Consider the following 22,748-nt stretch of genomic DNA (forward strand, 5'->3'; position numbering starts at 1 on the left):
TGTGAAATTCGATTTCGGTCTAAGTTAATTATAAAAAATATGCATTATCGTAGAGGTTAGTGATCAAATATTTTAACTATTAGCTTAGTTCTAAATCGAATTTCACGTGACGTTCTTATGCTCATAACATGGCCTTCATAATGCATCGGGTGCACCTTGCCCGATTTGTCCAGGAAGGATGTACCCATGTCTGACACAACACTCATCCCCGCGGAACCCGGTTTTCTGGTGGTCAATAAACCCGCACAGGGCCGCGCCTCGCAACCGGGTCGCCCGCGCTGGCAAGTGCCGGGCTCTGTCTTGCGCCTACTCAGCCCGCTGGCGCTGTTGCTGCTCTGGGAACTGGCCTCACACACCGGGCTGCTGCCAGTCCGCGTGATTGCCGCGCCGTCGCAGATCGGCGGTACGCTCTGGTCGATGATCGTCTCGGGTGAACTGGCTCAGCACTTGTGGGTTTCATTGCAACGGGCGCTGTTGGGCTTGAGCATCGGCGTCAGTATTGGCGTGGTGGCTGCGCTGGTGACCGGGCTTTCCCGACGCGGCGAAATCGTTCTCGACTCGCCCATGCAGATGATGCGCACCATTCCCTCGCTGGCACTGGTGCCACTGTTCATCCTCTGGTTCGGCATTGGCGAGTTCACCAAAGTGGCGCTGATCGTCATGGGCACCACCTTTCCGGTGTACCTGAACCTGTTCTCCGGCATCCGCAATATCGACCCGAAACTGATTGAGGCTGCCAACACGCTCGGGCTGAGCCGCCGCGAGCTGATCTGGCACGTCATCCTGCCCGGCTCGTTGCCTGCGTTTTTTGTCGGGCTGCGTTATTCACTGGGGATTTCGTGGCTGGCCCTGGTCTTTGTCGAGCAAATCAACACCACCGCTGGCATCGGTTATCTGGCCAGCGATGCGCGGGACTTCATGCGCACTGATGTAATCGTTATCTGCCTGTTGATCTACAGCGTCCTTGGCCTGGTGATCGACGGCATCATTCGTACGCTGGAGCGCTATGCGCTGGCCTGGCGGCCGACCTTCGTGAGGCATTGAAAACATGGCGACTCTCGATTTGCGCAACACTTCAACTGTCGCGCCCGAGGCAGGGCAGGCACCTGTGCAACTGCGCAACGTGGTGCGTCAGTTTGGCCGGCAACGGGTCATCGACGGGCTGAATCTGGACATTGCTCCAGGTGAATTTGTCGCCTTGCTCGGCGCCAGTGGCTCTGGCAAGACCACCTTGCTGCGCACCCTGGCCGGGCTGGACGAGATCGACAGTGGCGAACTGCGTGTGCCGGTGGCGCGGGCGGCGGTGTTTCAGGAGCCGCGCCTGATGCCGTGGAAAAGCGCATGGAAAAACGTGGTTCTCGGCCTGCGCATCAACGATGCCAAGGCTCGGGCCGAAGCGGCCTTGACCGAAGTTGGCCTGGCGCATCGGCTGAATGCCTTTCCGGCCACCTTGTCCGGTGGCGAAGCGCAGCGTGTGGCGCTGGCGCGGGGGCTGGTCCGTGAGCCAAAACTGTTGCTGCTCGACGAGCCTTTCGCTGCACTCGATGCCCTGACGCGCATTCGCATGCATCAGCTGATCATCGACCTGTGGCGCAAGCACACCCCGGCGGTGCTGTTGGTGACGCACGATGTCGATGAGGCGATCCTGCTCGCGGACCGGGTTATCGTGCTGGCCGATGGCAGGATTGCCGATGACATTCGCGTCGACCTGCCGCGCCAGCGTGACAGCGGGCAGGCCGGGTTCCAACTGATTCGCAGCCGCTTGCTGGGCTTGCTGGGCGTCAAGGTGCACGCGGCTGCCGATACTGCTCCGCAAGCGCCGGAACAGGACGTGACCCTCAGTGCACTGCGTCGCTTCGCCAACGCTCGTTGATTCGGCGCACGCTGCGTATCATGGTCGTCTGAATTTCCGAAGGGGACGCCCATGTCTGCCGAAAAACCTGAAGTCATCATCACTTATTGCATTCAATGCCAGTGGCTATTGCGCGCTGCCTGGCTGGCCCAGGAACTGCTGAGCACGTTCAGCGACGATCTGGGTAAAGTCTCGCTGCAGCCAGGCACCGGCGGCGTGTTCCACATTACCTGCGACGGCGCACAACTCTGGGAACGCAAGGCCGATGGCGGCTTTCCCGAAGCCAAAGTGCTCAAGCAGCGGCTGCGTGACCAGATCGACCCGGCCCGCGATCTGGGCCACAACGACCGCCATACTCCGGAAAGTGCTCAGTAATACAGGCGACTGTCACGACATCGCCACGCACGTGTCACATTCGGTTAACCGGCATGCTCCACTCTTTTGGAAACCCTGCCGGAGGTCGTCACATGACCAGTGCTCAGCTCGCCACACCCAGCCGCAAACAACGCGTGCGCACCTTGTGGATTTCCGACGTTCACCTGGGCACGCGCGATTGCCAGGCCGAGCACCTCTCCGCGTTTCTCAAGCGCTATCAGGCTGACAAGGTTTATCTGGTCGGCGACATCATCGATGGCTGGAAACTGCGCGGCGGCATGTACTGGCCACAAGCACACACCAACGTGATTCGCCGCTTGCTGACCATGAGCAAGCGCGGCACTGAAGTCATTTACGTCACCGGCAATCACGATGAATTCCTGCGCCGCTACTCCAAGCTGGTGCTGGGCAACATCCAGCTGGTCGACGAAGTCGAACACGTGACGGCCGATGGACGTCGCTTTCTGGTCATTCACGGCGACCAGTTCGACGTGATCACCCGCTACCATCGCTGGCTGGCCTTTCTGGGCGACTCGGCCTATGAATTCACCCTGACCCTCAACCGCTGGCTCAACCACTGGCGCGCCAAGTACGGCTATGGCTACTGGTCGCTGTCGGCGTACCTCAAGCACAAGGTCAAGAGTGCGGTGAATTTCATCAGCGATTTCGAGGAAGCCATCGCCCATGAATGCGTGAAGCGCGGGCTGGACGGGGTGGTCTGCGGGCACATCCACCATGCGGAAATCCGTCAGGTGGGCGGCGTGGAATACCTCAACTGCGGCGACTGGGTCGAATCCTGTACCGCCCTGATCGAACACCTGGACGGCAACATCGAACTGTTCCGTCTGGCGGATGCGCATTTGAAGGCGCAACAGGTTGCTGTCGAGGAACCCGCCAGCGAAACGCTTGCCTGAAGCAAGCGGCCTAGAACGGCACCTTGCCCAGGAGCATGTCGCGGTACATCACGAAGTCGCCGAGCAGACTGTAAAACGGATGCTTGAACGTGGCCGGACGATTCTTCTCGAAAAAGAAATGCCCGGCCCAGGCAAAGCCGTAACCCGCGACCGGCAACAGCCACAACAACCCCCAGCGGCCGCTGCCCACACCAAACGCCAGCAGGAAAATCACCAGCGATGTACCGACAAAATGCAGACGCCGACTGGTAGCGCTGCTGTGCTCGGCAAGATAGAAAGGATAGAACTCGGCAAAGCTCGAAAAACGCCTGATGGTATCCACGGTGCCTGTCCTCGTGTGGGTTCTTATTGTTATACACAAATTTAGCCGGCTGTCGTGCCGATGTGGAGTATTCGAGTCCTGCTCATGTTTACGACTATCGTGCCAATGCTCCGCGTGGTAACGATAAACCAAATGCCGTGTTCGCGAATAAGCGAAGCGTCGCTCGGTCCGCTCCGACGCCCAGCCAGACCTCAATGCCGCCAGAATGCCGGTACACAGAGCACCAGCACAGTAATGATTTCCAGACGGCCAAGCAGCATGCCGCCGGACAGAATCCATTTGGCCGCATCCGGCAGGGTAGAGAAATTGCCCGCTGGCCCGATGACCTCACCCAGCCCTGGCCCTACACCCGATACCGTACTGGCCGCGCCGGTCAGCGCCGTCATCCAGTCCAGCCCGAGCAGCGACAGCATCAGCGCGATCAGACAGATAGTGATCGTAAAGAAAAACGAAAAGGTCAGGATCGAGCGCACGATCTCATCGTCCAGTCGATGGCCATTGTATTTCTGCTTCATCACCGCGCGCGGATGGATCAGTTGATTGAGGTTGGTCTTGAGCAGAATGTAGGCCACCTGAAAACGGAAGATCTTCACGCCGCCCGCTGTCGAGCCGGAACAGCCGCCGATAAAGCCCAGATAAAAGAACAGCATCAGCGAGAAATTGCCCCACAGGCTGTAGTCACCCAGTGCAAAACCCGTCGTCGTCACCACCGAGGTCACGTTCAGCGCGACATGGCGCAGCGCCTCGGTCCACGGCAGGTCCGTGGTGTTGGCGTACCAGACCGTCATGACCAGCCAGGTGATCAACAGCAGCCCGATCAGCCCCTGAACCTGCTCGTCCTTGATCAACGCCTTGCGATTGCCGCGCAGGGTGGCGACATACAGGGTAAAGGGCAGACTGCCGAGGATCATCACCACGATCGCCACCCAGTGCACCGCCGGTTGCGGCCATTTGGCCAGCGACTGGTCGGACGTGGAGAAGCCGCCGGTGGAAATCGCCGACATCGCATGGTTGATCGCGTCGAACAGACTCATGCCCGCCGCCCAGAAGGCCAGGCTGCCCAGCGCGGTAAAGCCGACATAGGCGAGCACGATGAACTTGGCCACCATGTGCGAGCGGGGCATGACCTTTTCCGAGCGATCCGAGGACTCGGTCTGAAACAGACGCATGCCGCCGATGCGCAGCAAGGGCAGAATCGCCACGGCCATACCGATGAAGCCGATGCCGCCCAGCCAGTGCAGCATCGAACGCCAGATCAGAATGCCCGGTGACATGCTGTCCAGGTTGCTGAGTACTGTCGAACCGGTGGCCGTGATGCCGGACATGCTCTCGAAGAACGAGTCGGTGTAACTGATGTGCTGGGTCAGCAGAAAGGGCAGGGCGGCGAAAATGCACACCACGATCCAGCTGGAGACGGTCAGCATGTACATGTCCCGCGGGCGCAACTGAACGTTGTCGGGACGTCCGGGCACCACCAGCGCCAGGCCGGCGATAAAGGTAATGGCGCTGGCCCACAGGAACTCGCGCAGGTCCTCGAAACGGTCGTAGATGACCAGCGTGGCCATGGGCACGATCATGGCGACAGCCAGGGTGATCAGGAAGATGCCGATAATGAAACCGATGATACGCAAGGTCGGCAACGACATGACAGGCTCTGGCTGGTGTGAGGAAAGGCGCCATTCTACCTGCGCTTGAGGGCATGTAAACCGGCGCCGCCGAGGACCGGCTGCGAGCGCAGAGGTAACGAATTGTCCGTCGCACTCGTTATTGACGCTAAACAGGCTCTAGAATGCTCGATCACTTTTCAAGGAGACAGTCCATGCAGGCGCTCGACGTTTTGCTCAATCGTGTATCGGTTCCACGACTGGTCGACCCGGCCCCGGACGCTGCGCAGCGGGAAATCCTGTTCGGTGCTGCATTGCGCGCGCCGGACCATGGACAGCTCAAGCCGTATCGTTTTCTGACGGTCGAAGGCGCGGCCCGTGACCGCATGGGCGAGATGCTGGCGCAGGCGCTGCAGGAGAGTGGCGCTGAAGTTACCCCGCAGGCGCTGGAAAAGGCCCGTCTTGGCCCATTGCGTGCACCCTTGGTGGTGGTCGTGATCGCGCGCTTGCAGGACCACTTCAAAGTCCCGCACTCGGAACAGCGGATCACCGCCGGATGCGCCGCACATGGCGTGTTGCTGGCAGCGTATGCACTGGGTATCGGTGCGGTCTGGAGGACTGGCGAGCTGTCCTATGCGCCGCAGGTGGCCAAGGGCTTCGGCCTTGAAGCCGGCGAAGAAGTGCTCGGCTTTCTGTACCTGGGCACCCCGCTGAACCCGCCGCGCGAAGCGCCAAAAGTCGATGTGGGCGGGTTTGTCAGCGAGTGGCAGGGCTGATCAGACAGACGATAAACTCAGCGGCTCTCTGGGCAGATCCAGCGCGGCGATAAACCCGCCTTCCGGGTGATTGCCCAGCATCAGGGTGCCGCCATGTCGCTCCGCTGCGCGTTTGGCGATCGCCAGCCCCAGGCCGTGACCGGGCGTGGTCTGGCCGGGGGCGCGGTAAAACGGCTCGCCCAGTTGTGCCAGATGTTCGTCGGCAACCCCCGGACCATGATCGCGGACGCTCAGACGGACGTGATCGCCGACCTGAGTTGCCTGCAGATCGATGCGCTGACCGGAGGGGTTGAAGCGCAGCGCGTTGCGCAGCAGGTTGTCCAGCGCACGTTCGATCATGTCCGGCCAGCCTTTGAACTGCAGGTTGTCCTGCACCTCGACGCGAATGTTCTGGTCGATACCGTCCAGTTGGGTGTCGTTCTTCAGGCGCTGCAGCAGCGCTTCGAGGTCGACAGGCTCAGGGCCGCGAAGCTCGGCGTCGAGGCGCGCCAGGGCCAGGATCTCGCTGATCAGCGCCTCCAGCCGGTCACACTCACGGCCCAACCGTGGCCAGAGCTTTTCACGCTCGGCAGGCTCCGCACGTTCAGCCAGCGCCAGGGCGATGCGCAATCGGGCCAGCGGTGAGCGCAATTCATGAGACACATCGCGCAGCAACTGGCGCTGACTGCCTATCAGGCTTTGCAGGCGCGCGCCCATGCGGTTGAAGTCCTTGGCCAGCACGCCGAACTCGTCACGCCGGTTGGCCAGCTGTCCGAGGCTGTGCTGTTGATAGCTGGTTTGCCCCAGGTCGTGCACTGCACCGCGCAGGCGACTCAGCGGTCGGGTAATCGACAGCGTCACGAACAGGCTGAACAGGGTCAGCACCACCAGCGCAATGCCCAGCGCGCTCAGCGGCCACATCAGACTCTGACGGTGCCATTCGTCGAGCTCCGGGTGCGGAACGCGGTAGATGAACAGGTAGGTTTCGCCGGTCTTCGGGCTGCTGTACTCGGTGGCCAGACGGCGCCAGGGCAGTTTGCGCCCCTGATCGTCGTCTTCCCGCTGCCGCGCTTCCAGAGCTGCGGCGCGCGGCGGGAAGGTGCCACGCACCATCGGCTCGCCGCTGTCGCTGAGCACTTGTGTGTCGATACGATTGCGACGTTTGATGTCCTGAAGAAATTCCTGAGCGTTATCCGCGCCCTTGTCCTCGAAGCGTTGCGTCCACTGCTCGGGCAACGAGTTGAGCACCGGGTGACGACTGAGGATCCACGCATCCTGATTGAGCATGTGCCCCATGAGCACCGACAGGCCGCCTACCAGAGCGATGGCCAGCCAGAAGCTGGCCAGGATTCGCCAGAACAATGAACGCACGGGATTTCCTCGGTCTCAGTAAAAAAGCCCGGCATGCGCGTGCATGCCGGGTTGTGTTCAGCTCATCGGGCCGCGAGGCCTGATGGTTACAGCGCTTTTGCTGCTTTTGCCGCTTTCCAGGCCTTGAATTCGGCCCATTCGGCGCGACGCTCATCTTCTTTCTTCTTGATCTCGTCAAACAGCTTCTGCTGGTCAGGCCTCAGCAGTGCACGAACTTCGCTGTCGGTCTTGGAGCGTTTGGCTTCGATTTCGTCGTGCATTGCTTTCTGGTCGGCAGCAGGCATTTTTTCCAGGTAGCTTTGAGTGATTTCGCGACGCTCGTGCCGTTGCTCGCGCATCAAGCGTTCGATCTGCTGACGCTGTTCACGTGTCAGGTCCAGCTCGGCCATCGGTCCCATCGGGCCAGGGCCGCGATCCATACGTGGGCCAGGGCCGCGGTCATCGCGATCCATGTGCATGGCAGGTGCGTCAGCATCCGGGCCACCGGCAGGTGGCGCTGGTGGTGCGGCCATAGCAATGGTCGGCAGGGCAGTGGCAAACATCAAAGCGATCAGGGTCTTGCGCATTGTGTATCTCCTTGTCTCTAGTGCGGCTCGATGCCGATGAGCCCAGTTTAGGGAGATCAAGGTCAAGCGCAGTCAGCGCTTGGTAAAGCTTGTGTAAGGAGACCGTTGCAAGTTGTCAGCTTAAGGCTACACGCCAGAAGCGCCGGGCTTTCAGCTTGCTGCGTCAGGCTTGCCACGTGAAGCGACTCAAAGCGCGTAGTAATAGCCGCGGCTGCGCAGCGCGACGATGCGTGGGCGGCCATCGGCGTGCGGGCCGATTTTCTTGCGCAGGTTGCTGACGTGCATGTCCAGACTGCGGTCGTACAGGGTCAGTTTGCGGCCCAGGGCCAGTTGCGCCAGTTCCTGCTTGTCCAGCGGTTCGCCGGGCTGGCGCATCAGCGCTTCCAGCAAGCGGCTTTCGGACACCGTGAGGGTCAGCTCCTTTTCGTCGACACTGACCACACCGCGCATCGGGCTGAAGGTCAGGTCGCCCAGTTCTAGCTGGCTGGATGATGCGACCGGATGACTGCGGCGCAGCACGGCGCGCAGGCGGGCAGTGAGTTCGCGAGGGTCGCAGGGCTTTGCCAGGTAATCGTCAGCGCCCAGTTCCAGACCCAGAATGCGGTCCAGCGGCTCGCCGCGTGCCGAGAGCATGACCACCGGCAGGTCGGGGTGGTCGGCACGTAATTGCTTGAGCAACTCCAGACCGCTGCCGTCAGGCAGCATCACGTCCAGCACCACGGCAGCGGGTGCGGCGTCGGCCAATGCCTGACGCGCGCTGGTCCCGTCGTGACAGGCGCGCACCTGAAAGCCTTCCTGGCTCAGCCAACTGCTCAGCAGTTCGCACAGTTCCTGATCATCATCAATTAGTAACAGCTCGCTCATGACTCACTCAATTTAGCCACTGCCGACGTTGCCTACGCCAACCGCTGACCAATATACCGCACAGAAGGGCGAACATCGCAACGCCACCGCCTGCGATGAACCATTGTTGCTGCTCGGTCAGCAGGCGCGGGGGCGCTGCGGACAGTGCTTCTTTGAGCTGCAACTTGAGCTTTTGGTTCTCCTGACGCAAACGTGTCAGCAAGGCGTTGTTGCGTTCCGGATCGGCGTTCTGCAACTGCCGGGTCAATTCTTCGCGCTGCCGCTCGCTGTCCTTGAGACGCACCTGGAGGTCGGCCATCTGGCTGGCGGTGCCTGGCTGATGCAAAGGCTGTACTGCGCCACCTTCACCGACCGTCTCGGCGTTTACCTGCACACTCGCCGTCATCAATATCGCCAACAGACACCACGTCGCTGAACGCATCAGAACTCCCTTTTACCGAGCCGTGTAAATTCGCACATTGAGCGGGTTATCGGCAGGCAGGCGGGAATGATGAATGAAGGTCGGGGCGGCAGGACGGCCCTGCTTCGCTGGAAGCAGGGCGTGCAGGTGTGGTCGAAGGGCGGGGATCAGGGCAGGACTTGCTTGAACGGCTTGACCACGACGTTGGCATAGACGCCAGCGGCAACAAATGGATCGGCTTCGGCCCACGTCTTGGCGGCGCTTTGCGATTCGAACTCGGCAACGATCAGGCTGCCGCTGAAACCGGCAGCGCCCGGGTCGTTGCTGTCGACTGCCGGGTGTGGACCGGCCAGCACCAGACGGCCTTCATCCTTGAGCGCGTTGAGGCGATCGAGGTGCGCCGGGCGAACGCTGAGGCGTTTTTCCAGCGAGTTTTCGACGTCGGTGGCGATGATTGCGTAGAGCATGTCAGTCCTCGGATTTGGTCGTATTGGGAGCGGTGTCGTGCAGGTGGCGTGACAGGTAGATTCCCTGGCCGACCAGGAAGATCAGGGTCATGCCCAGGCTGCCGAATACTTTGAAGTCGACCCAGAATTCCTGATAAGTGAAGGCCACATACAGGTTGGCTGCGCCACAGAACAGGAAGAATATGATCCAGGCGATGTTGAGCCGGGTCCAGATCGCCGCCGGCAGGGTCAGTGCATGCCCCATGATGCGCTGGATAAGCGGACGGTCGCCGATGAAATGACTGCCGGCGAAGGCGACGGCAAACAGCCAGTTGACCACCGGGGCTTTCCATTTCAGGAAGGTTTCGCTGTGGAAGGCCAAGGTCAGGCTGCCGAACACCAGGCACGCCACCAGCGTGAGCCACTGGCTTTTTTCCAGCTTGCGTTGTTTGACGTAGAGAATGCCGTAGACCACCACCGAACTGATGATCAGCATCGCCGTTGCACTGAAAATGCCGCCTACCATATAGGTATTACCGAGGATATCCACGGCACGCGGCTCGGTTTTGTAAACGATGAAGAACAGGAGCAGCGGGATGAAGTCGATGAATTGTTTCACAATGGCAGCCAGAAGCAGGATGTGGCGGCATAATAACAAACATCAATGAACACGAAAGCATCACTATGAATGTAGACCTGCACTGCCACAGCACCGCTTCCGACGGGGCGCTCTCGCCTACGGCACTGGTTGCGCGTGCTCATGAAAACGGCGTGCGCGTCCTTTCGCTGACCGACCACGATACCCTCGAAGGGCTTGAAGAGGCCCGTGCGGCGGCGCATTCATTGGGTATGCAACTGGTCAACGGGGTGGAGCTGTCCTGCACCTGGGGCGGCGCGACCATCCATATTCTGGGTTACGGATTCGATACCCAGGCCCCGGCGCTGACCGAAGCCATCGGCCGTTTGCATGAAGGACGCTGGCTGCGTGCGGAAGAAATCAGCCGTAAATTGGCGATCAAAGGTATGCCTGGCGCGCTGGAAGGCGCTCGCGCGATTCAGCAGGAGCTGGGTGACAGCGGTAATGCGCCTGCGCGTCCGCACTTTGCCGACTTCATGGTGCGCTCGGGTTTCGTCAAGGATCGCGCCGAGGCATTTCGCAAATGGCTGGGGGCGGGCAAACTGGGCGATGTGAAGCAGCACTGGCCGACGCTGGAGGACACGGTCGCCACCTTGCGGGCGTCGGGTGCGTGGGTCAGCCTTGCGCATCCTTCACATTATGACTTTACCCGCAGCAAACGGCGTAAACTGGTCGGCGATTTCGTCCAGGCCGGTGGGCACGCCATAGAAGTGGTCAATGGCATGCAGCCTGCCGATCAGGTCGGAACCCTGGCCATCCTTGCACGCGAGTTCGGTCTGCTGGTCTCTGCTGGCAGCGACTTCCACGGTCCTGGCACCTGGGGCGAGATCGGTACTTATCGTCCCGTGCCTGAAGATCTACCGCCTTTGTGGTGCAGATTCAAACATGAACAGCCTACTGCCGCCGTCTGAACAGGAAGTAATCGTGAGTCAATTTTTCCAGGTCCATCCGGAAAACCCGCAGCCGCGCCTGATCAAACAGGCCGCTGAAATCATCAAGGCCGGCGGGCTGGTGGTGTACCCGACAGATTCGTCCTATGCACTGGGCTGCCAGATCGGTGACAAGAGCGCCATCGAGCGCATCCGCCGCCTGCGCCAGCTGGACGACAAGCACAACTTCACCCTGATGTGCTGCGACCTGTCGCAGCTGGGGCTGTTTGCCAAGGTCGACACCGGCGCGTTCCGTGCACTGAAGGCGCACACGCCCGGGCCGTACACCTTCATTCTCAATGCCACCCGTGAGGTGCCGCGCCTGGTGCTGCACCCCAAGCGCCGCACCATCGGCCTGCGGGTGCCAAGCCATCCCATCGCCCAGGCCCTGCTGGAGCAATTGGGTGAGCCGCTGATGAGCGTCAGCCTGATCATGCCGGGCGACAGCGTGCCGCTCAGCGATCCCTACGAGATGCGCCAGATTCTCGAGCATCAGGTCGACCTGATCATCGACGGCGGGATCGGCGGTATTTCGGCGTCCACGGTCATTAACCTGGCCGAGGGTGAACCTCAGGTCGTTCGGGTCGGCTGTGGTGATCCGACGCCGTTCGGTGAACGCGCCTGATGACAGCCGTCGAGGCAGTGGACAGCCAGGCAGACGCCCAGCAGGAACTGCCGTTCGCGCTGGTCTACGGGCGTGCTGTCACGCAGATGCCGCTCGACCTGTACATCCCGCCCGACGCGCTGGAGGTCTTTCTCGAAGCGTTCGAAGGCCCGCTTGACCTGCTGTTGTACCTGATCCGCAAACAGAACATCGACATCCTCGATATTCCCGTTGCCGAGATCACCAAGCAGTACATGGGTTACGTCGAGCTGATGAAAACCGTGCGCCTGGAGCTGGCTGCCGAGTATCTGGTCATGGCCGCCATGCTGGCCGAGATCAAATCGCGCATGCTGTTGCCGCGCTCGGCGGAAGTCGAAGAGGAAGAAGGCGATCCACGCGCCGAGCTGATTCGCCGCTTGCAGGAATACGAACGCTTCAAGGTCGCCGCCGAGGGTATCGACGGGCTGAGCCGGGTGGGCCGCGATGTCATCGTGCCGAAACTGGACGCTCCCGAAGCCCGCGCACGCAAGTTGCTGCCGGATGTCAGCCTTGAAGAAGTGCTGATGTCGATGGCCGAAGTACTGCACCGTGGCGACATGTTCGAAAGCCACCAGGTCAGCCGCGAGGCACTGTCCACCCGCGAGCGCATGAGCGATGTCCTGGAACGTCTCAAGGGCGGCGGTTTTGTGCCGTTCGCCGAGCTGTTTACCGCCGAAGAGGGGCGTCTGGGTGTGGTCGTGACGTTCATGGCGGTGCTTGAGCTGGTCAAGGAGTCACTTGTCGAACTGGTCCAAAACGAGCCCTTTGCGGCGATCCATGTCCGGGCGCGAGCCGAGTAGAGCAAGAACACACCCATGAACCTCAACGAACCCCGCGAACTGGCCCCGCTGCTTGAAGCATTTCTGCTGGCCTCCGGAAAACCGCAGACGCTGGAGCGCCTGTATGAGTTGTTCGAGGAAGGTGAGCGCCCTGAGCCTCCGGTGTTCAAAAAGGCACTCGAGGTGTTGCGCAAGTCCTGTGAGGGGCGCGCCTTCGAGCTCAAGGAAGTGGCATCGGGTTATCGCCTGCAGATTCGTGACCGCTTCTCGCCGTGGGTCGGGCGGTTGTGGGAAGAGCGGCCGCAGCGTTACTCCCGAGCCATGCTGGAGACCCTCGCGCTGATCGCTTACCGCCAGCCGATCACGCGGGGCGAGATCGAAGATGTCCGTGGTGTCGCGGTCAACAGCCACATCGTCAAGACTCTGCTCGAGCGCGAGTGGATTCGTGTGGTGGGCTACCGGGATGTGCCCGGCAAACCGGCCATGTTCGCGACCACCAAAGGCTTTCTCGACCACTTCAATCTCAAAAGCCTCGACGAGCTGCCGCCGCTGGCCGACCTGCGCGAGATGGAAACCGAGCCGGTGCTGGATTTCGAAGAGGCACCGGTGCCTGCGCACCTGCAAGCCCTGGCCGACGCCAGCCTCGACCCGGACGCAGAGCCGGAAGCCCCGCGTGACGAAACCAGCTTCCGCAGCCTGCTGGTGGAACTGGACTCGATGGAGCAGGGCCTCAAGACCGACTTCGACGACCTGCTGCGCGCGGAGCCAGAGCCTGAAGGCGACAAAGGCGACGATGAGGTCTGATTGACTCGCGCTCCCACGCTGAAGCGTTCAGCGTGGTACACAAGTCTCGTGGGAGCGAGCTTGCTCGCGAAGGCGATGGTGCAGGCTCGCTATTTTCGGATTCTGTGCGGGCCCTTTCGCGAGCAAGCTCGCTCCCACATGACCTGTATGTAGCCATGAGCGCTCTGCGTCCTCTTGATACCTCGTCCTGGAGCGTGCAGAACGATAATCAGGACTGTCGTGCCAACGCCCAGCGCATTTCGGTCGAATTCATACGCCAGCCCAGGGTCACATCTGATACCACTCGCCATGAGATTCGCTGCCCATGAGTTCGACCAAGAACCCCTGCATCAGCCTGTGCAAGTTCGATGATGACATTTGTCTGGGATGCGGCCGCAGCAAGCGCGAAATCAAGGCCTGGAAGAAACTCGACAAGGACGACAAGCGCACGGTGCTCGAGGAGTCTGCCAAGCGGCTGGCCAAGCTCAAGACCGCCGGTCGTAAAAAGAAGAAGTGATTCGGGCATTTGCCGTTGACGCCGGATGCGTAAACCGGCGCAGGGGCGTATGATGGCCGACCCTCGGCGATCAAGTGTCGCCCGGGCTTTCAAGTATTTCGCCTTGCCGCTATCCACAGCGCGCCGGGCACAGGTCTTGCCGGTTCTCGGCCAGCCCTGATTCGACACACCGGGAGGTGCCCAGATGAGTGAAAAAGACAAGCAGGACAGCCAGGAAATCGGACCCGCAGGCGAAAAGCTGCAGAAGGTTCTGGCGCGCATTGGCGTGGGTTCACGCCGTGACGTGGAAGCCTGGATTACCCAAGGCCGTATCAAGGTCAACGGCAAGGACGCGACCCTCGGTCAACGCGTCGACCTGCATGACGCCATCAGTGTCGATGGTCGCGTCATCAAGCGCGAAGAAGCGGCCGAAACGGTCCGTCGCGTCATCATGTACAACAAGCCCGATGGTGAAATCTGCACCCGTGACGACCCGGAAGGCCGTCCGACCGTGTTCGACCGTCTGCCGCGTCCGAAGGAAGGCCGCTGGATCAACATCGGTCGTCTCGACATCAACACCACCGGCCTGCTGATGTTCACCACCGACGGTGAACTCGCCAACCGCCTGATGCACCCGTCGTTTGAAATGGACCGTGAATACGCGGTTCGTGTGCGTGGCGAAGTCGATGACGACATGCTGCTGCGCCTCAAGAATGGCGTGATTCTCGAAGACGGTCCTGCACGCTTCACCGATATCCAGCAGGCACCGGGCGGCGAAGGCTTCAACCACTGGTATCACTGCGTGGTGATGGAAGGCCGTAACCGCGAAGTGCGTCGTCTCTGGGAATCCCAGGGGCTGGTGGTCAGCCGCCTGAAGCGCGTGCGTTACGGACCGGTGTTCCTCAACTCCGACCTGCCGATGGGCCGCTGGCGCGAAATGAGCCAGTACGAAGTCGATATTCTGGCAGCTGAAGTTGGTCTGCAACCTGTGGCCCAGCCGCAGATGAATGCCAAGACCAAAGACAAGATGGAGCGTCTGCAGCGTCAATCGTCGCGCCCTCTGGGCAAAGGCGAGCGTGTTCGTACCTTGCGTCCGGCGGCTGGTGCTCCGGCGACCGGCGGCGAACGCGCACCGCGTCAGCCGCAGATCACCGGCAGCGAGCGCGATCGTCCGCGCGGTGGCGATTCGACTCAGCGTCCTTCGCCGCGCAAGGATTCGGGCAAGCCCGGTTCACGCGCGCCGCGTCCGGCCGACAACAGCCGTGGTACGCCGGTCGCCGAGCGTCCGAGCGACATGAACAAGCGTCCGGCCAAGCCGGGCCCGAAGCGTATCGGCATCAAGCTGGTCAACGATGATGCGCCGTCAGGCAAACGTCGTGGCCCACCGGCAGGTTCAGGTCAGCGTCCAGGCTTCGGTCGTCGCAAGCCTGAGTGATCGCTCGGTGTGAATGAATGGCAACGCCAGTCCACAGGGCTGGCGTTGTCGTTTTCGGCGCTCTGAAAAGCGCTGTCACACTGCGGTCACGCATCGACCTTCCGGTTTTGAACCTCAGCCGGAATGCCCGTGTACAATGCTGCGCTTTTTTCTGTGAAACAGTGCTGTTCAACGCTCCGGGCCATCCGCCTCGAACGCTGCAATTCTGTTGCGTCACAAGCGCAGCAGGTTCTATTTCGTCACAGCACAAGATCGATCAGGTGGCTATTGAATGAGTGAAACAACCTCACCCTCGGGCGAACTGAAACGCGGCCTGAAGAATCGACACATCCAGTTGATCGCCTTGGGCGGTGCCATCGGGACGGGCCTGTTTCTCGGCTCGGCGGGCGTGCTGAAATCAGCCGGGCCGTCGATGATTCTCGGTTATGCCATCTGCGGCTTCATCGCCTTCATGATCATGCGCCAGCTGGGCGAGATGATCGTCGAAGAGCCGGTCGCCGGGTCGTTCAGCCACTTCGCGCACAACTACTGGGGCGGTTTCGCCGGGTTCCTGTCGGGCTGGAATTGCTGGCTGCTGTACATTTTGGTCGGCATGTCCGAGTTGACCGCCGTCGGCAAATACATCCATTACTGGTTGCCGGACATCCCGGGCTGGGTATCCGCAGCGGCCTTCTTCGTGCTGATCAATGCCATCAACCTGACCAACGTCAAGGTGTTCGGCGAGACCGAGTTCTGGTTCGCGATCATCAAGGTGGTGGCGATCATCGGCATGATCGCGCTGGGCAGTTACATGCTGGTCAGTGGCAGCGGTGGCCCGCAGGCCTCGGTGATTAACCTCTGGGAGCATGGCGGGTTTTTCCCTAACGGCGTCGGCGGCTTGGTGATGGCGCTGGCAATCATCATGTTCTCCTTCGGCGGGCTGGAGATGCTCGGTTTCACCGCTGCCGAAGCCGAACAGCCGAAGACCGTGATCCCCAAGGCAATCAACCAGGTCATCTACCGCATCCTGATTTTCTACATCGGCGCGCTGGTGGTGCTGTTGTCGCTGACGCCCTGGGACAGCCTGCTGGCCAGTCTCAATGCGTCTGGCGATTCCTACAGCGGCAGCCCGTTCGTGCAGGTGTTCTCGATGCTGGGCAGTGACACGGCGGCGCATATTCTTAACTTCGTGGTGCTCACAGCGGCACTGTCTGTGTACAACAGCGGCACCTACTGCAACAGCCGCATGCTGGTGGGCATGGCCGAGCAGGGCGATGCACCCAGGGCGTTGGCCCAGGTCGACAGGCGCGGGGTGCCGGTCAAGGCGATTTTCGCCTCTGCCGCGGTGACACTGGTTGCGGTGCTGCTCAACTATTTCGTGCCGCAGCAGGCGCTGGAACTGTTGATGTCGCTGGTGGTGGCCACGCTGGTGATCAACTGGGCGATGATCAGCTACTCGCACCTGAAATTCCGCCAGCACATGAATCGGACCGCGCAAGTGCCGCTGTTCAAGGCGCTGTGGTATCCCTATGGCAACTATGTGTGCCTGGCGTTTGTGGTGTTTATCCTCGGCATCATGCTGATGATCCCCGGCATCCGCATATCGGTGTACGCGATACCGGTCTGGCTGGCGGTGATGTGGGTCTGTTACCGGGCCAAAAACAGGCGTAGCGTTATCGTGCCTGCCCAGTCCTCCGGCAAGTAGCCTTGCCCGTTGCCGAGAAGAAGATAACCCGATGCTGGTGATTTCCAACAACGTCCATCTGCCCGACGCCGAGATCGAATTGACTGCTATCCGTGCTCAGGGCGCAGGAGGGCAGAACGTCAACAAGGTCTCCAGCGCCGTGCATTTGCGTTTCGATATCAATGCCTCGTCGCTGCCGCCGTTCTACAAGGAACGGCTGCTGGCGTTGAGTGACAGCCGGATTACCAGCGACGGCGTGATCGTGCTCAAGGCCCAGCAGTATCGAACCCAGGAGCAGAACCGTGCCGATGCGTTGCTGCGCCTGAGTGAGCTGATCGTCAACGCGGCCAAGGTCGAAAAGAAGCGCCGCCCGACCCGCCCGACTCTCGGCTCCAAGACCCGACGCCTGGAGTCCAAGAGCAAACGCGGCTCGATCAAGGCCGGACGCGGGAAAGTGGATTTCTGAAGTGTTTTTCAGTCTCGTGCCACGCTGGAGCGCTTATCGCTATAAATAAGTCCGCTCTTGATTCTGGCCGCAGGCCGTGCGGACTTGTTCGCGAAAGGGCCCGTACCGTCGCAGAAAATTTAGCGTTCAAAACAACGCCTTCGCGAACAAGTTCGCTCCCACAAGAGCCCTCCCGCCCACGTTAGAACGTAGGAGCGAACCGGCGCCCACGCTCGAACGTAGGAGCGGACTTGTTCGCGAAAGGGCCCGTGCCGTCGCAGAAGATTTGACGTTCAAAACAATGCCTTCGCGAACAAGTTCGCTCCCACGCCCTGCGGGCAGAATCCTGAAAATTCCGCTTTCCGGGCTATTCAGGACCTGTATATCTATGAGCACCGATCATCGCTGGCGCAACGCCTGCGCCTGCTTGTACAGATAAACGCTCAACGCCAGCCCGGTAAGTGACGCCAGTGCCGCGAACAGGAAGATCGAGACGAAGCCGAAGCCGGCAGCAATCGCGCCTGCCAGTGGCCCGGTGATGCCCAATGACAGGTCTATGAACAGCGAATAAGCGCCTACTGCTGCGCCTCGGCTTGACGCCGGGACCAGATTGACCGCTTCCACACCCAGCGCCGGGAACACCAGCGAGAACCCGAAACCGGTCAGCGCCGCGCCAGCCAGTGCCAGGTTTGGAGTGGGTGCCAGCCACAGCAGCAACAGGCCCAGGCTTTCCACCGACAGACAGACAATCGCCACTCGAAAGCCGCCCAGGCGATTGATCAGGTTGCCGAACAGCAGGCGCGCGGCGATGAAGCTGCCGCCAAACAGCGTCAGGCACAGCGCGGCATTCGGCCAGTGGTTGCTGGCGTAATACAGGGTGATGAACGTCGCGATAGTGCCGAAACCGATACCGCCCAGCGCGAGGCCCATGCCATGCGGAAACACTCGCCCCAGCACATGCATGAACGGCAGTCGCTCACCCTGCACAATCGGCGCGGGCTCTTTGTGCCATGTCAGGTAAAGCCCCAGCGCGCACAGCAGCATGATGCTCACGCCCACTGTCCACAGGCCGAGTTCGTCAACCATCCACACACCTAATGGCGCACCAATGGCCAGCGCGCCGTAGCTGGCGATACCATTCCAGGAAATGACCTTGGCGGTGTTCTGCGCGCCGACCCGGCCTATGCCCCAGCCAATCGAACCCGAACCGACCAGGCTTTCCGCGGCACCGAGGATCACCCGGCCAATCAGCAGAATCACCAGGCTCGCCATCGGCCAACTGTCCAGCCATACCGGCACCAGCATGAACACACCGCTCAGCCCGCAGCCGGTCAGCCCGATCTGCACGGCCTTCTTGCTGCCCAGATTGTCGATGATGCGACTTGCCCAGGGCCGACTGATCAGCGTGGCCAGGTATTGCACGCTGATGACCAGTCCTGCGATGACTGCACCGAAGCCCAGATCACTGTGGACGTAGCCGGGCAGAACGGCGAGGGGAATGCCGATGTTCAGGTAGCCGATGAAGGTGAACATCACAATGGAAACGACGGTCAGGGTAACGGCCATCGGGGTTTGCGGTGTGTTTTTCGGTGTCTCGGACATGGGGCGGGCTTTCATTCTGTGCGGGCATGGCGTTCGAGCGGGCAGGGAAAAACCCTTAGCAAGCTCTCGAAGTGCTCATCATACCGATGCATCGGGTGATGCAGGTGCAACAGATTGAAATAAACGTGAATGGAAGGTTATTCGTGCCTGGGTGCCACAAGGTGTGTGGTCACGAGGGCGGCCAGGGCGTTTTCCTGAGTACCGAAGCGGGCGAGCAGGGCGCTCTGTTTTTCCGGGCTGAGGCGTGACCAGATCTCGATCATTTTCTCGGCGGTGCCAATCAGGGCGCTGGCTTGCGTTTCAGTGAAGTCGCTCATAAAAATCTGCTGTTTGCCTGTTGCTGGTTTTCCAGGCGTATTGAAAACCGGCAAAACCGTTTTTCGATACGCCTGAAAACAATCGCCTTCAGTCTTTGCGTCCGGCTTTCTGGCTGTCTTGAGCCGAGGGTGCTGCTTTCATTGCGACAGGTTGACCAAGCTCTTGCTGAGCCAGAGTCGACTGTTGTGGTTCCTGTTGGCCTGGTGGGAAGTTAGGGATTTCATGCATCGTCGTCGCTCCTCGCAAGGGGTTGCAGATAGAACCGTGCTTTAAAAAGCCTGCGCAGGATAACCCACCGAAAATGACAATCAGGATATTTTTTTACCCCGATTGCCCTGATCGTGAAACAAAATGGCTTTTTTACTGTCCGGCTTTTTATCTCGCGAGGCGCTGACGAGCTTGATTTCATTGGGCCAGACCGTGTGAGCAGGGGCCGCGGCCCGTTGAACATTTTATTTTCGGCCTTCTGCATCCTTGGCCACTTCGTCAGTGCGCGCGGCCATGATGAAATCGTTGCGGTGCAGGCCCTTGATCGAGTGGCTCCACCAGGTCACGGTCACTTTGCCCCACTCGGTCAACAGGCCCGGGTGATGGCCTTCCGCTTCGGCAATTTCGCCCACTGCGTTGGTGAACGCCAGCGCCCATTTGAAGTTCTTGAACAGAAACACTTTTTCCAGCTGCATCACCGCGTCGCGGACCTCGATGTTCCAGTCCGGGATCTGCTTGAGCAGTTCCGGCAATTCGGCTTCGCTGACCTGCGGCGCGTCGGCACGGCAGGCTTCACAGTGAGCTTGATTCAAGGTGGTCATAAGCAGAGGGTCCTTTTCGGATAGCGGGCCGAGGGTCAGGCGGCGTGGCTTTTGGTTTTAGGTGGAAATTTGGGAGCGTGCAAGCCCAACTGCATGCCTTGCCCGACCAGCGCCATGATGTCTTGCTGCGCCAGATCGAACAGACGCTTCAAATCCGGCAGGACAAAGTACAGCGGTTGCAGAATGTCGATGCGATACGGTGTGCGCATCGCTTCAAGCGGATCGAAAGGCTGGTGTTCGGGGGCTGACGACAAGCTGTAAACCGCCTCCTTTGGCGAAGAAAGAATACCGCCGCCGTAGATTTTCCGTCCTTGTGGTGTGTCGACCAGGCCGAACTCGATGGTCATCCAGTACAGCCGGGCCAGGTACACGCGTTGTTCCTTGCTCGCGCTCAGGCCGAGTTTGCCGTAGGTGTGGGTGAATTCGGCAAACCATGGATTGGTCAGCAGCGGGCAGTGGCCAAATATTTCATGAAAGATGTCCGGTTCCTGCAGGTAGTCCAGTTCTTCTGCGGTACGAATGAACGTTGCCACCGGAAAACGCTTGCTGGCCAGCAGCTCAAAGAACGTCTGGAAGGGGATCAGCGCGGGAACTCGCTCGACCTGCCAGCCAGTGGTCGCGCCCAGAACCTTGTTGATTTCGCCTAGCTGAGGGATGCGATCGAGCGGCAGGCCCAGTTGTTCGATGCCGTCCAGATACTCCTGACAGGCGCGCCCTTCGATGATGGTCATCTGCCGGGTGATCAGGGTGTTCCATACCGCATGTTCGTCCGCCGTGTAATCGATGAAACCCGAAGCGTCCGGCTCGCGTGCCACGTAAAGCGTCTGGGCCATGCTGATGTCCTCGAAAGGCTGCTGTTTTTAAAGTGTTCTTGTCAAAGCCTGTGGTCAGGAATAACCCGGTTTCGGAGGCACGTCAGCGGCTGTGAGCGGGGTGGCGCGAGGATTTGATCACTGGTCCGTAACGAAAAGTTTACGATTACGATAGGCGGGGCCTGAAATCAGCCATTCTGTCGCTCGCGAAGTGTGAATGCGTAACGTATTGTTGACATTAATTTTGCTGCCTCACAAAAAACTACCCTCACAGGGGCGATGACTCATGCGCATCAAGGTGCACTGCCAGAACCGCATCGGCATTCTTCGCGACATTCTCGATCTGCTGGTGGCTTACGGTGTCAACGTGGCACGCGGTGAAGTGGGGGGCGAGCACGGTGATGCGATCTATCTGCATTGCCCGAACCTGATCAACCTGCAGTTCCAGGCCCTGCGCCCGAAGTTCGAGGCGATCACCGGGGTGTTCGGCGTCAAGCGTGTCGGGCTGATGCCCAGCGAGCGCCGGCACATGGAGCTCAATGCCTTGCTCGGCGCGCTGGAATTCCCGGTGTTGTCCATCGACATGGGCGGGGCCATCGTTGCGGCCAATCGTGCCGCCGCGCAGTTGCTGGGTGTGCGGGTCGATGAAGTGCCGGGCATGCCCTTGTCGCGTTACGCCGAAGATTTCGACCTGCCTGAGCTGGTGCGCGCCAGCCAGTCGCGGATCAATGGCCTGCGGGTCAAGGTATGCGGCGATGTGTTTCTTGCCGACATCGCGCCTCTGCAATCGGAACATGACGACAGCGAGGCGATGGCCGGGGCCGTGCTGACACTGCACCGCGCTGATCGGGTCGGTGAGCGCATTTACCATGTGCGCAAGCAAGAGCTGCGTGGCTTCGACAGCATTTTTCAAAGCTCGAAGGTCATGGCTGCTGTGGTTCGCGAGGCGCGGCGCATGGCGCCCCTGGATGCGCCGCTGCTGATCGAGGGGGAAACCGGTACCGGCAAGGAATTGCTGGCCCGCGCCTGTCACCTGGCCAGCCCGCGCGGCCAGTCACCGCTGATGGCGCTCAACTGCGCCGGGTTGTCGGAGTCCATGGCCGAGATCGAGCTGTTCGGCTATGACCCCGGCGCGTTCGAAGGCGCGCGAGCGGAAGGGCGGCTGGGGCTGTTGGAACTGACCGCGGGCGGCACGCTGTTTCTTGATGGCGTGGGTGAGCTGAGCGCGCGCATGCAGGCCAAGCTGCTGCGCTTCATTCAGGACGGAAGCTTTCGCCGGGTCGGCAGTGACGAGGACATGTTTCTCGATGTGCGGGTGATGTGTTCGACCCAGGTCGATCTGTCGGAGCTGTGCGCCAAGGGCATGTTCAGGCAGGACCTTTATCATCGCCTTAACGTGCTGTCGCTGCATATACCGCCGCTGCGCGACTGTCTGGACGGTCTTGAGCCTCTGGTGGAGCATTTTCTCGATCAGGCCAGCCGGCAGATCGGCTGTTCGCTGCCCGGCATATCACCTGCGGCCATCAAGCGTCTGAGTCAGTACCACTGGCCCGGCAATGTGCGGCAACTGGAAAACGTATTGTTTCAGGCTGTATCGCTGTGTGACGGCGGCAAGGTGCAGGCCGAACACATTCGTTTGCCGGATTACGGCGTGCGACAGGGATTGAGTGAGGTGTCGCTGGAGGGCGGGCTGGGCGCAATTATCGGGCGCTTTGAAAAGTCGGTGCTGGAACAACTGTATGCGCAATATCCCAGCAGTCGCCAATTAGGCAAACGCCTGGGGGTGTCTCATACAACGATTGCCAACAAGTTGCGCGACTATGAAGTGGGGCGCGAATCAGATCCGCATTCAGTCGATAAATAACTCGCTGATTGATGACTCTGCAACTTAACGTCGTGCATGCGCCTCGCACCTTATAGAGCGGCGA

26 protein-coding genes are annotated in these 22,748 nt (G+C 60.4%); 14 read left to right on the forward strand and 12 right to left on the reverse strand.

Going from position 1 to position 22,748, the window contains the following annotated elements; translation table 11 throughout:
• Positions 1-186 precede the first annotated feature (186 nt).
• From LCH65_RS05005 to LCH65_RS05020, 4 genes are all read left to right on the forward strand, one after another.
• On the forward strand, positions 187-1,044 hold the full coding sequence (locus LCH65_RS05005; protein WP_046719155.1) for an ABC transporter permease subunit: 858 nt from the start codon (positions 187-189) through the stop codon (positions 1,042-1,044).
• A 4-nt stretch (positions 1,045-1,048) separates the two neighbouring features.
• Positions 1,049-1,873, forward strand: a complete 825-nt coding sequence (locus tag LCH65_RS05010; protein ID WP_096128093.1) for an ABC transporter ATP-binding protein — start codon at positions 1,049-1,051, stop codon at positions 1,871-1,873.
• Positions 1,874-1,924: 51 nt separating this feature from the next.
• Positions 1,925-2,227 (forward strand): SelT/SelW/SelH family protein, encoded by a 303-nt coding sequence (locus LCH65_RS05015; RefSeq protein ID WP_226439204.1) that lies wholly within the window; start codon positions 1,925-1,927, stop codon positions 2,225-2,227.
• Between the two features lie 92 nt (positions 2,228-2,319).
• Positions 2,320-3,141, forward strand: coding sequence for a UDP-2,3-diacylglucosamine diphosphatase (locus LCH65_RS05020; RefSeq protein WP_003342638.1), 822 nt, complete (start codon positions 2,320-2,322; stop codon positions 3,139-3,141).
• Positions 3,142-3,151: 10 nt separating this feature from the next.
• Here the strand turns inward: LCH65_RS05020 and LCH65_RS05025 are convergent, their stop codons facing one another.
• Together LCH65_RS05025 and LCH65_RS05030 are read right to left on the reverse strand one after the other, a co-directional pair.
• Positions 3,152-3,463: a DUF962 domain-containing protein gene (locus tag LCH65_RS05025; RefSeq protein WP_003393857.1), complete on the reverse strand. Its 312-nt coding sequence runs from the start codon at positions 3,461-3,463 to the stop codon at positions 3,152-3,154.
• Between the two features lie 191 nt (positions 3,464-3,654).
• Positions 3,655-5,109 (reverse strand): TrkH family potassium uptake protein, encoded by a 1,455-nt coding sequence (locus LCH65_RS05030; RefSeq protein WP_003369828.1) that lies wholly within the window; start codon positions 5,107-5,109, stop codon positions 3,655-3,657.
• A 173-nt stretch (positions 5,110-5,282) separates the two neighbouring features.
• Here LCH65_RS05030 and LCH65_RS05035 point away from each other — a divergent pair, with 173 nt between their 5' ends.
• On the forward strand, positions 5,283-5,843 hold the full coding sequence (locus LCH65_RS05035) for a nitroreductase family protein (RefSeq protein WP_003369830.1): 561 nt from the start codon (positions 5,283-5,285) through the stop codon (positions 5,841-5,843).
• On the opposite strand, the gene LCH65_RS05040 is transcribed toward LCH65_RS05035, so the two are convergent.
• From LCH65_RS05040 to LCH65_RS05065, 6 genes are all read right to left on the reverse strand, one after another.
• Positions 5,844-7,193, reverse strand: coding sequence for a HAMP domain-containing sensor histidine kinase (locus LCH65_RS05040; RefSeq protein ID WP_074808898.1), 1,350 nt, complete (start codon positions 7,191-7,193; stop codon positions 5,844-5,846).
• Between the two features lie 86 nt (positions 7,194-7,279).
• Positions 7,280-7,759: an LTXXQ domain-containing protein gene (locus tag LCH65_RS05045; RefSeq protein WP_074808896.1), complete on the reverse strand. Its 480-nt coding sequence runs from the start codon at positions 7,757-7,759 to the stop codon at positions 7,280-7,282.
• Between the two features lie 186 nt (positions 7,760-7,945).
• Positions 7,946-8,623, reverse strand: a complete 678-nt coding sequence (locus tag LCH65_RS05050) for a response regulator transcription factor (protein WP_003434516.1) — start codon at positions 8,621-8,623, stop codon at positions 7,946-7,948.
• A 7-nt stretch (positions 8,624-8,630) separates the two neighbouring features.
• Positions 8,631-9,044: a translation initiation factor 2 gene (locus LCH65_RS05055; RefSeq protein WP_054080870.1), complete on the reverse strand. Its 414-nt coding sequence runs from the start codon at positions 9,042-9,044 to the stop codon at positions 8,631-8,633.
• A gap of 146 nt (positions 9,045-9,190) precedes the next feature.
• The gene (locus LCH65_RS05060; protein WP_003369841.1) at positions 9,191-9,490 is read right to left on the reverse strand and encodes a YciI family protein; all 300 of its coding nucleotides are present in this window, start codon (positions 9,488-9,490) and stop codon (positions 9,191-9,193) included.
• A gap of 1 nt (position 9,491) precedes the next feature.
• Positions 9,492-10,088 carry a septation protein A gene (locus LCH65_RS05065; protein ID WP_003314713.1) on the reverse strand — a complete coding sequence of 199 codons (597 nt, stop codon included), beginning with the start codon at positions 10,086-10,088 and terminating at the stop codon, positions 9,492-9,494.
• 65 nt (positions 10,089-10,153) lie between these two features.
• On the opposite strand from LCH65_RS05065, the gene LCH65_RS05070 reads away from it, so the two are divergent.
• From LCH65_RS05070 to arfB, 8 genes are all read left to right on the forward strand, one after another.
• A complete protein-coding gene (locus LCH65_RS05070) occupies positions 10,154-11,017 on the forward strand; it encodes a PHP domain-containing protein (protein ID WP_003434521.1) in 864 nt (287 codons plus the stop codon).
• Positions 11,018-11,030: 13 nt separating this feature from the next.
• Positions 11,031-11,660 carry an L-threonylcarbamoyladenylate synthase gene (locus LCH65_RS05075; RefSeq protein WP_003434523.1) on the forward strand — a complete coding sequence of 210 codons (630 nt, stop codon included), beginning with the start codon at positions 11,031-11,033 and terminating at the stop codon, positions 11,658-11,660.
• A 119-nt stretch (positions 11,661-11,779) separates the two neighbouring features.
• Positions 11,780-12,478 carry a ScpA family protein gene (locus LCH65_RS05080; protein WP_170846047.1) on the forward strand — a complete coding sequence of 233 codons (699 nt, stop codon included), beginning with the start codon at positions 11,780-11,782 and terminating at the stop codon, positions 12,476-12,478.
• 15 nt (positions 12,479-12,493) lie between these two features.
• Positions 12,494-13,261, forward strand: a complete 768-nt coding sequence (scpB, locus tag LCH65_RS05085; RefSeq protein ID WP_003369852.1) for an SMC-Scp complex subunit ScpB — start codon at positions 12,494-12,496, stop codon at positions 13,259-13,261.
• A 304-nt stretch (positions 13,262-13,565) separates the two neighbouring features.
• Entirely contained in the window at positions 13,566-13,757 is a 192-nt protein-coding gene (locus LCH65_RS05090; protein WP_002554453.1) for a DUF1289 domain-containing protein, read from the forward strand.
• Between the two features lie 184 nt (positions 13,758-13,941).
• Entirely contained in the window at positions 13,942-15,171 is a 1,230-nt protein-coding gene (gene rluB / locus LCH65_RS05095) for a 23S rRNA pseudouridine(2605) synthase RluB (protein ID WP_058397103.1), read from the forward strand.
• A gap of 271 nt (positions 15,172-15,442) precedes the next feature.
• A complete protein-coding gene (locus tag LCH65_RS05100) occupies positions 15,443-16,855 on the forward strand; it encodes an amino acid permease (protein ID WP_226439205.1) in 1,413 nt (470 codons plus the stop codon).
• Between the two features lie 31 nt (positions 16,856-16,886).
• Positions 16,887-17,300: an alternative ribosome rescue aminoacyl-tRNA hydrolase ArfB gene (gene arfB, locus LCH65_RS05105; protein ID WP_003314723.1), complete on the forward strand. Its 414-nt coding sequence runs from the start codon at positions 16,887-16,889 to the stop codon at positions 17,298-17,300.
• Between the two features lie 378 nt (positions 17,301-17,678).
• On the opposite strand, the gene LCH65_RS05110 is transcribed toward arfB, so the two are convergent.
• The 4 genes from LCH65_RS05110 to phhA all read right to left on the reverse strand — a co-directional run bounded on the left by LCH65_RS05110 (position 17,679) and on the right by phhA (position 20,841).
• Entirely contained in the window at positions 17,679-18,881 is a 1,203-nt protein-coding gene (locus LCH65_RS05110; RefSeq protein ID WP_003434534.1) for an MFS transporter, read from the reverse strand.
• A 137-nt stretch (positions 18,882-19,018) separates the two neighbouring features.
• On the reverse strand, positions 19,019-19,198 hold the full coding sequence (locus tag LCH65_RS05115; protein WP_003369861.1) for a hypothetical protein: 180 nt from the start codon (positions 19,196-19,198) through the stop codon (positions 19,019-19,021).
• Positions 19,199-19,651: 453 nt separating this feature from the next.
• Complete coding sequence (locus LCH65_RS05120; RefSeq protein WP_003369864.1) at positions 19,652-20,008, reverse strand: 4a-hydroxytetrahydrobiopterin dehydratase; 357 nt, start codon at positions 20,006-20,008, stop codon at positions 19,652-19,654.
• Positions 20,009-20,043: 35 nt separating this feature from the next.
• Positions 20,044-20,841, reverse strand: coding sequence for a phenylalanine 4-monooxygenase (phhA, locus tag LCH65_RS05125; RefSeq protein WP_003369866.1), 798 nt, complete (start codon positions 20,839-20,841; stop codon positions 20,044-20,046).
• A 265-nt stretch (positions 20,842-21,106) separates the two neighbouring features.
• On the opposite strand from phhA, the gene LCH65_RS05130 reads away from it, so the two are divergent.
• Positions 21,107-22,684, forward strand: a complete 1,578-nt coding sequence (locus tag LCH65_RS05130; RefSeq protein WP_058397101.1) for a sigma-54-dependent transcriptional regulator — start codon at positions 21,107-21,109, stop codon at positions 22,682-22,684.
• The last annotated feature ends 64 nt before the right edge of the window (positions 22,685-22,748 follow it).

This window comes from Pseudomonas sp. MWU16-30316 (assembly GCF_020515645.1).
Classification (GTDB): Bacteria; Pseudomonadota; Gammaproteobacteria; order Pseudomonadales; family Pseudomonadaceae; genus Aquipseudomonas; species Aquipseudomonas cerasi.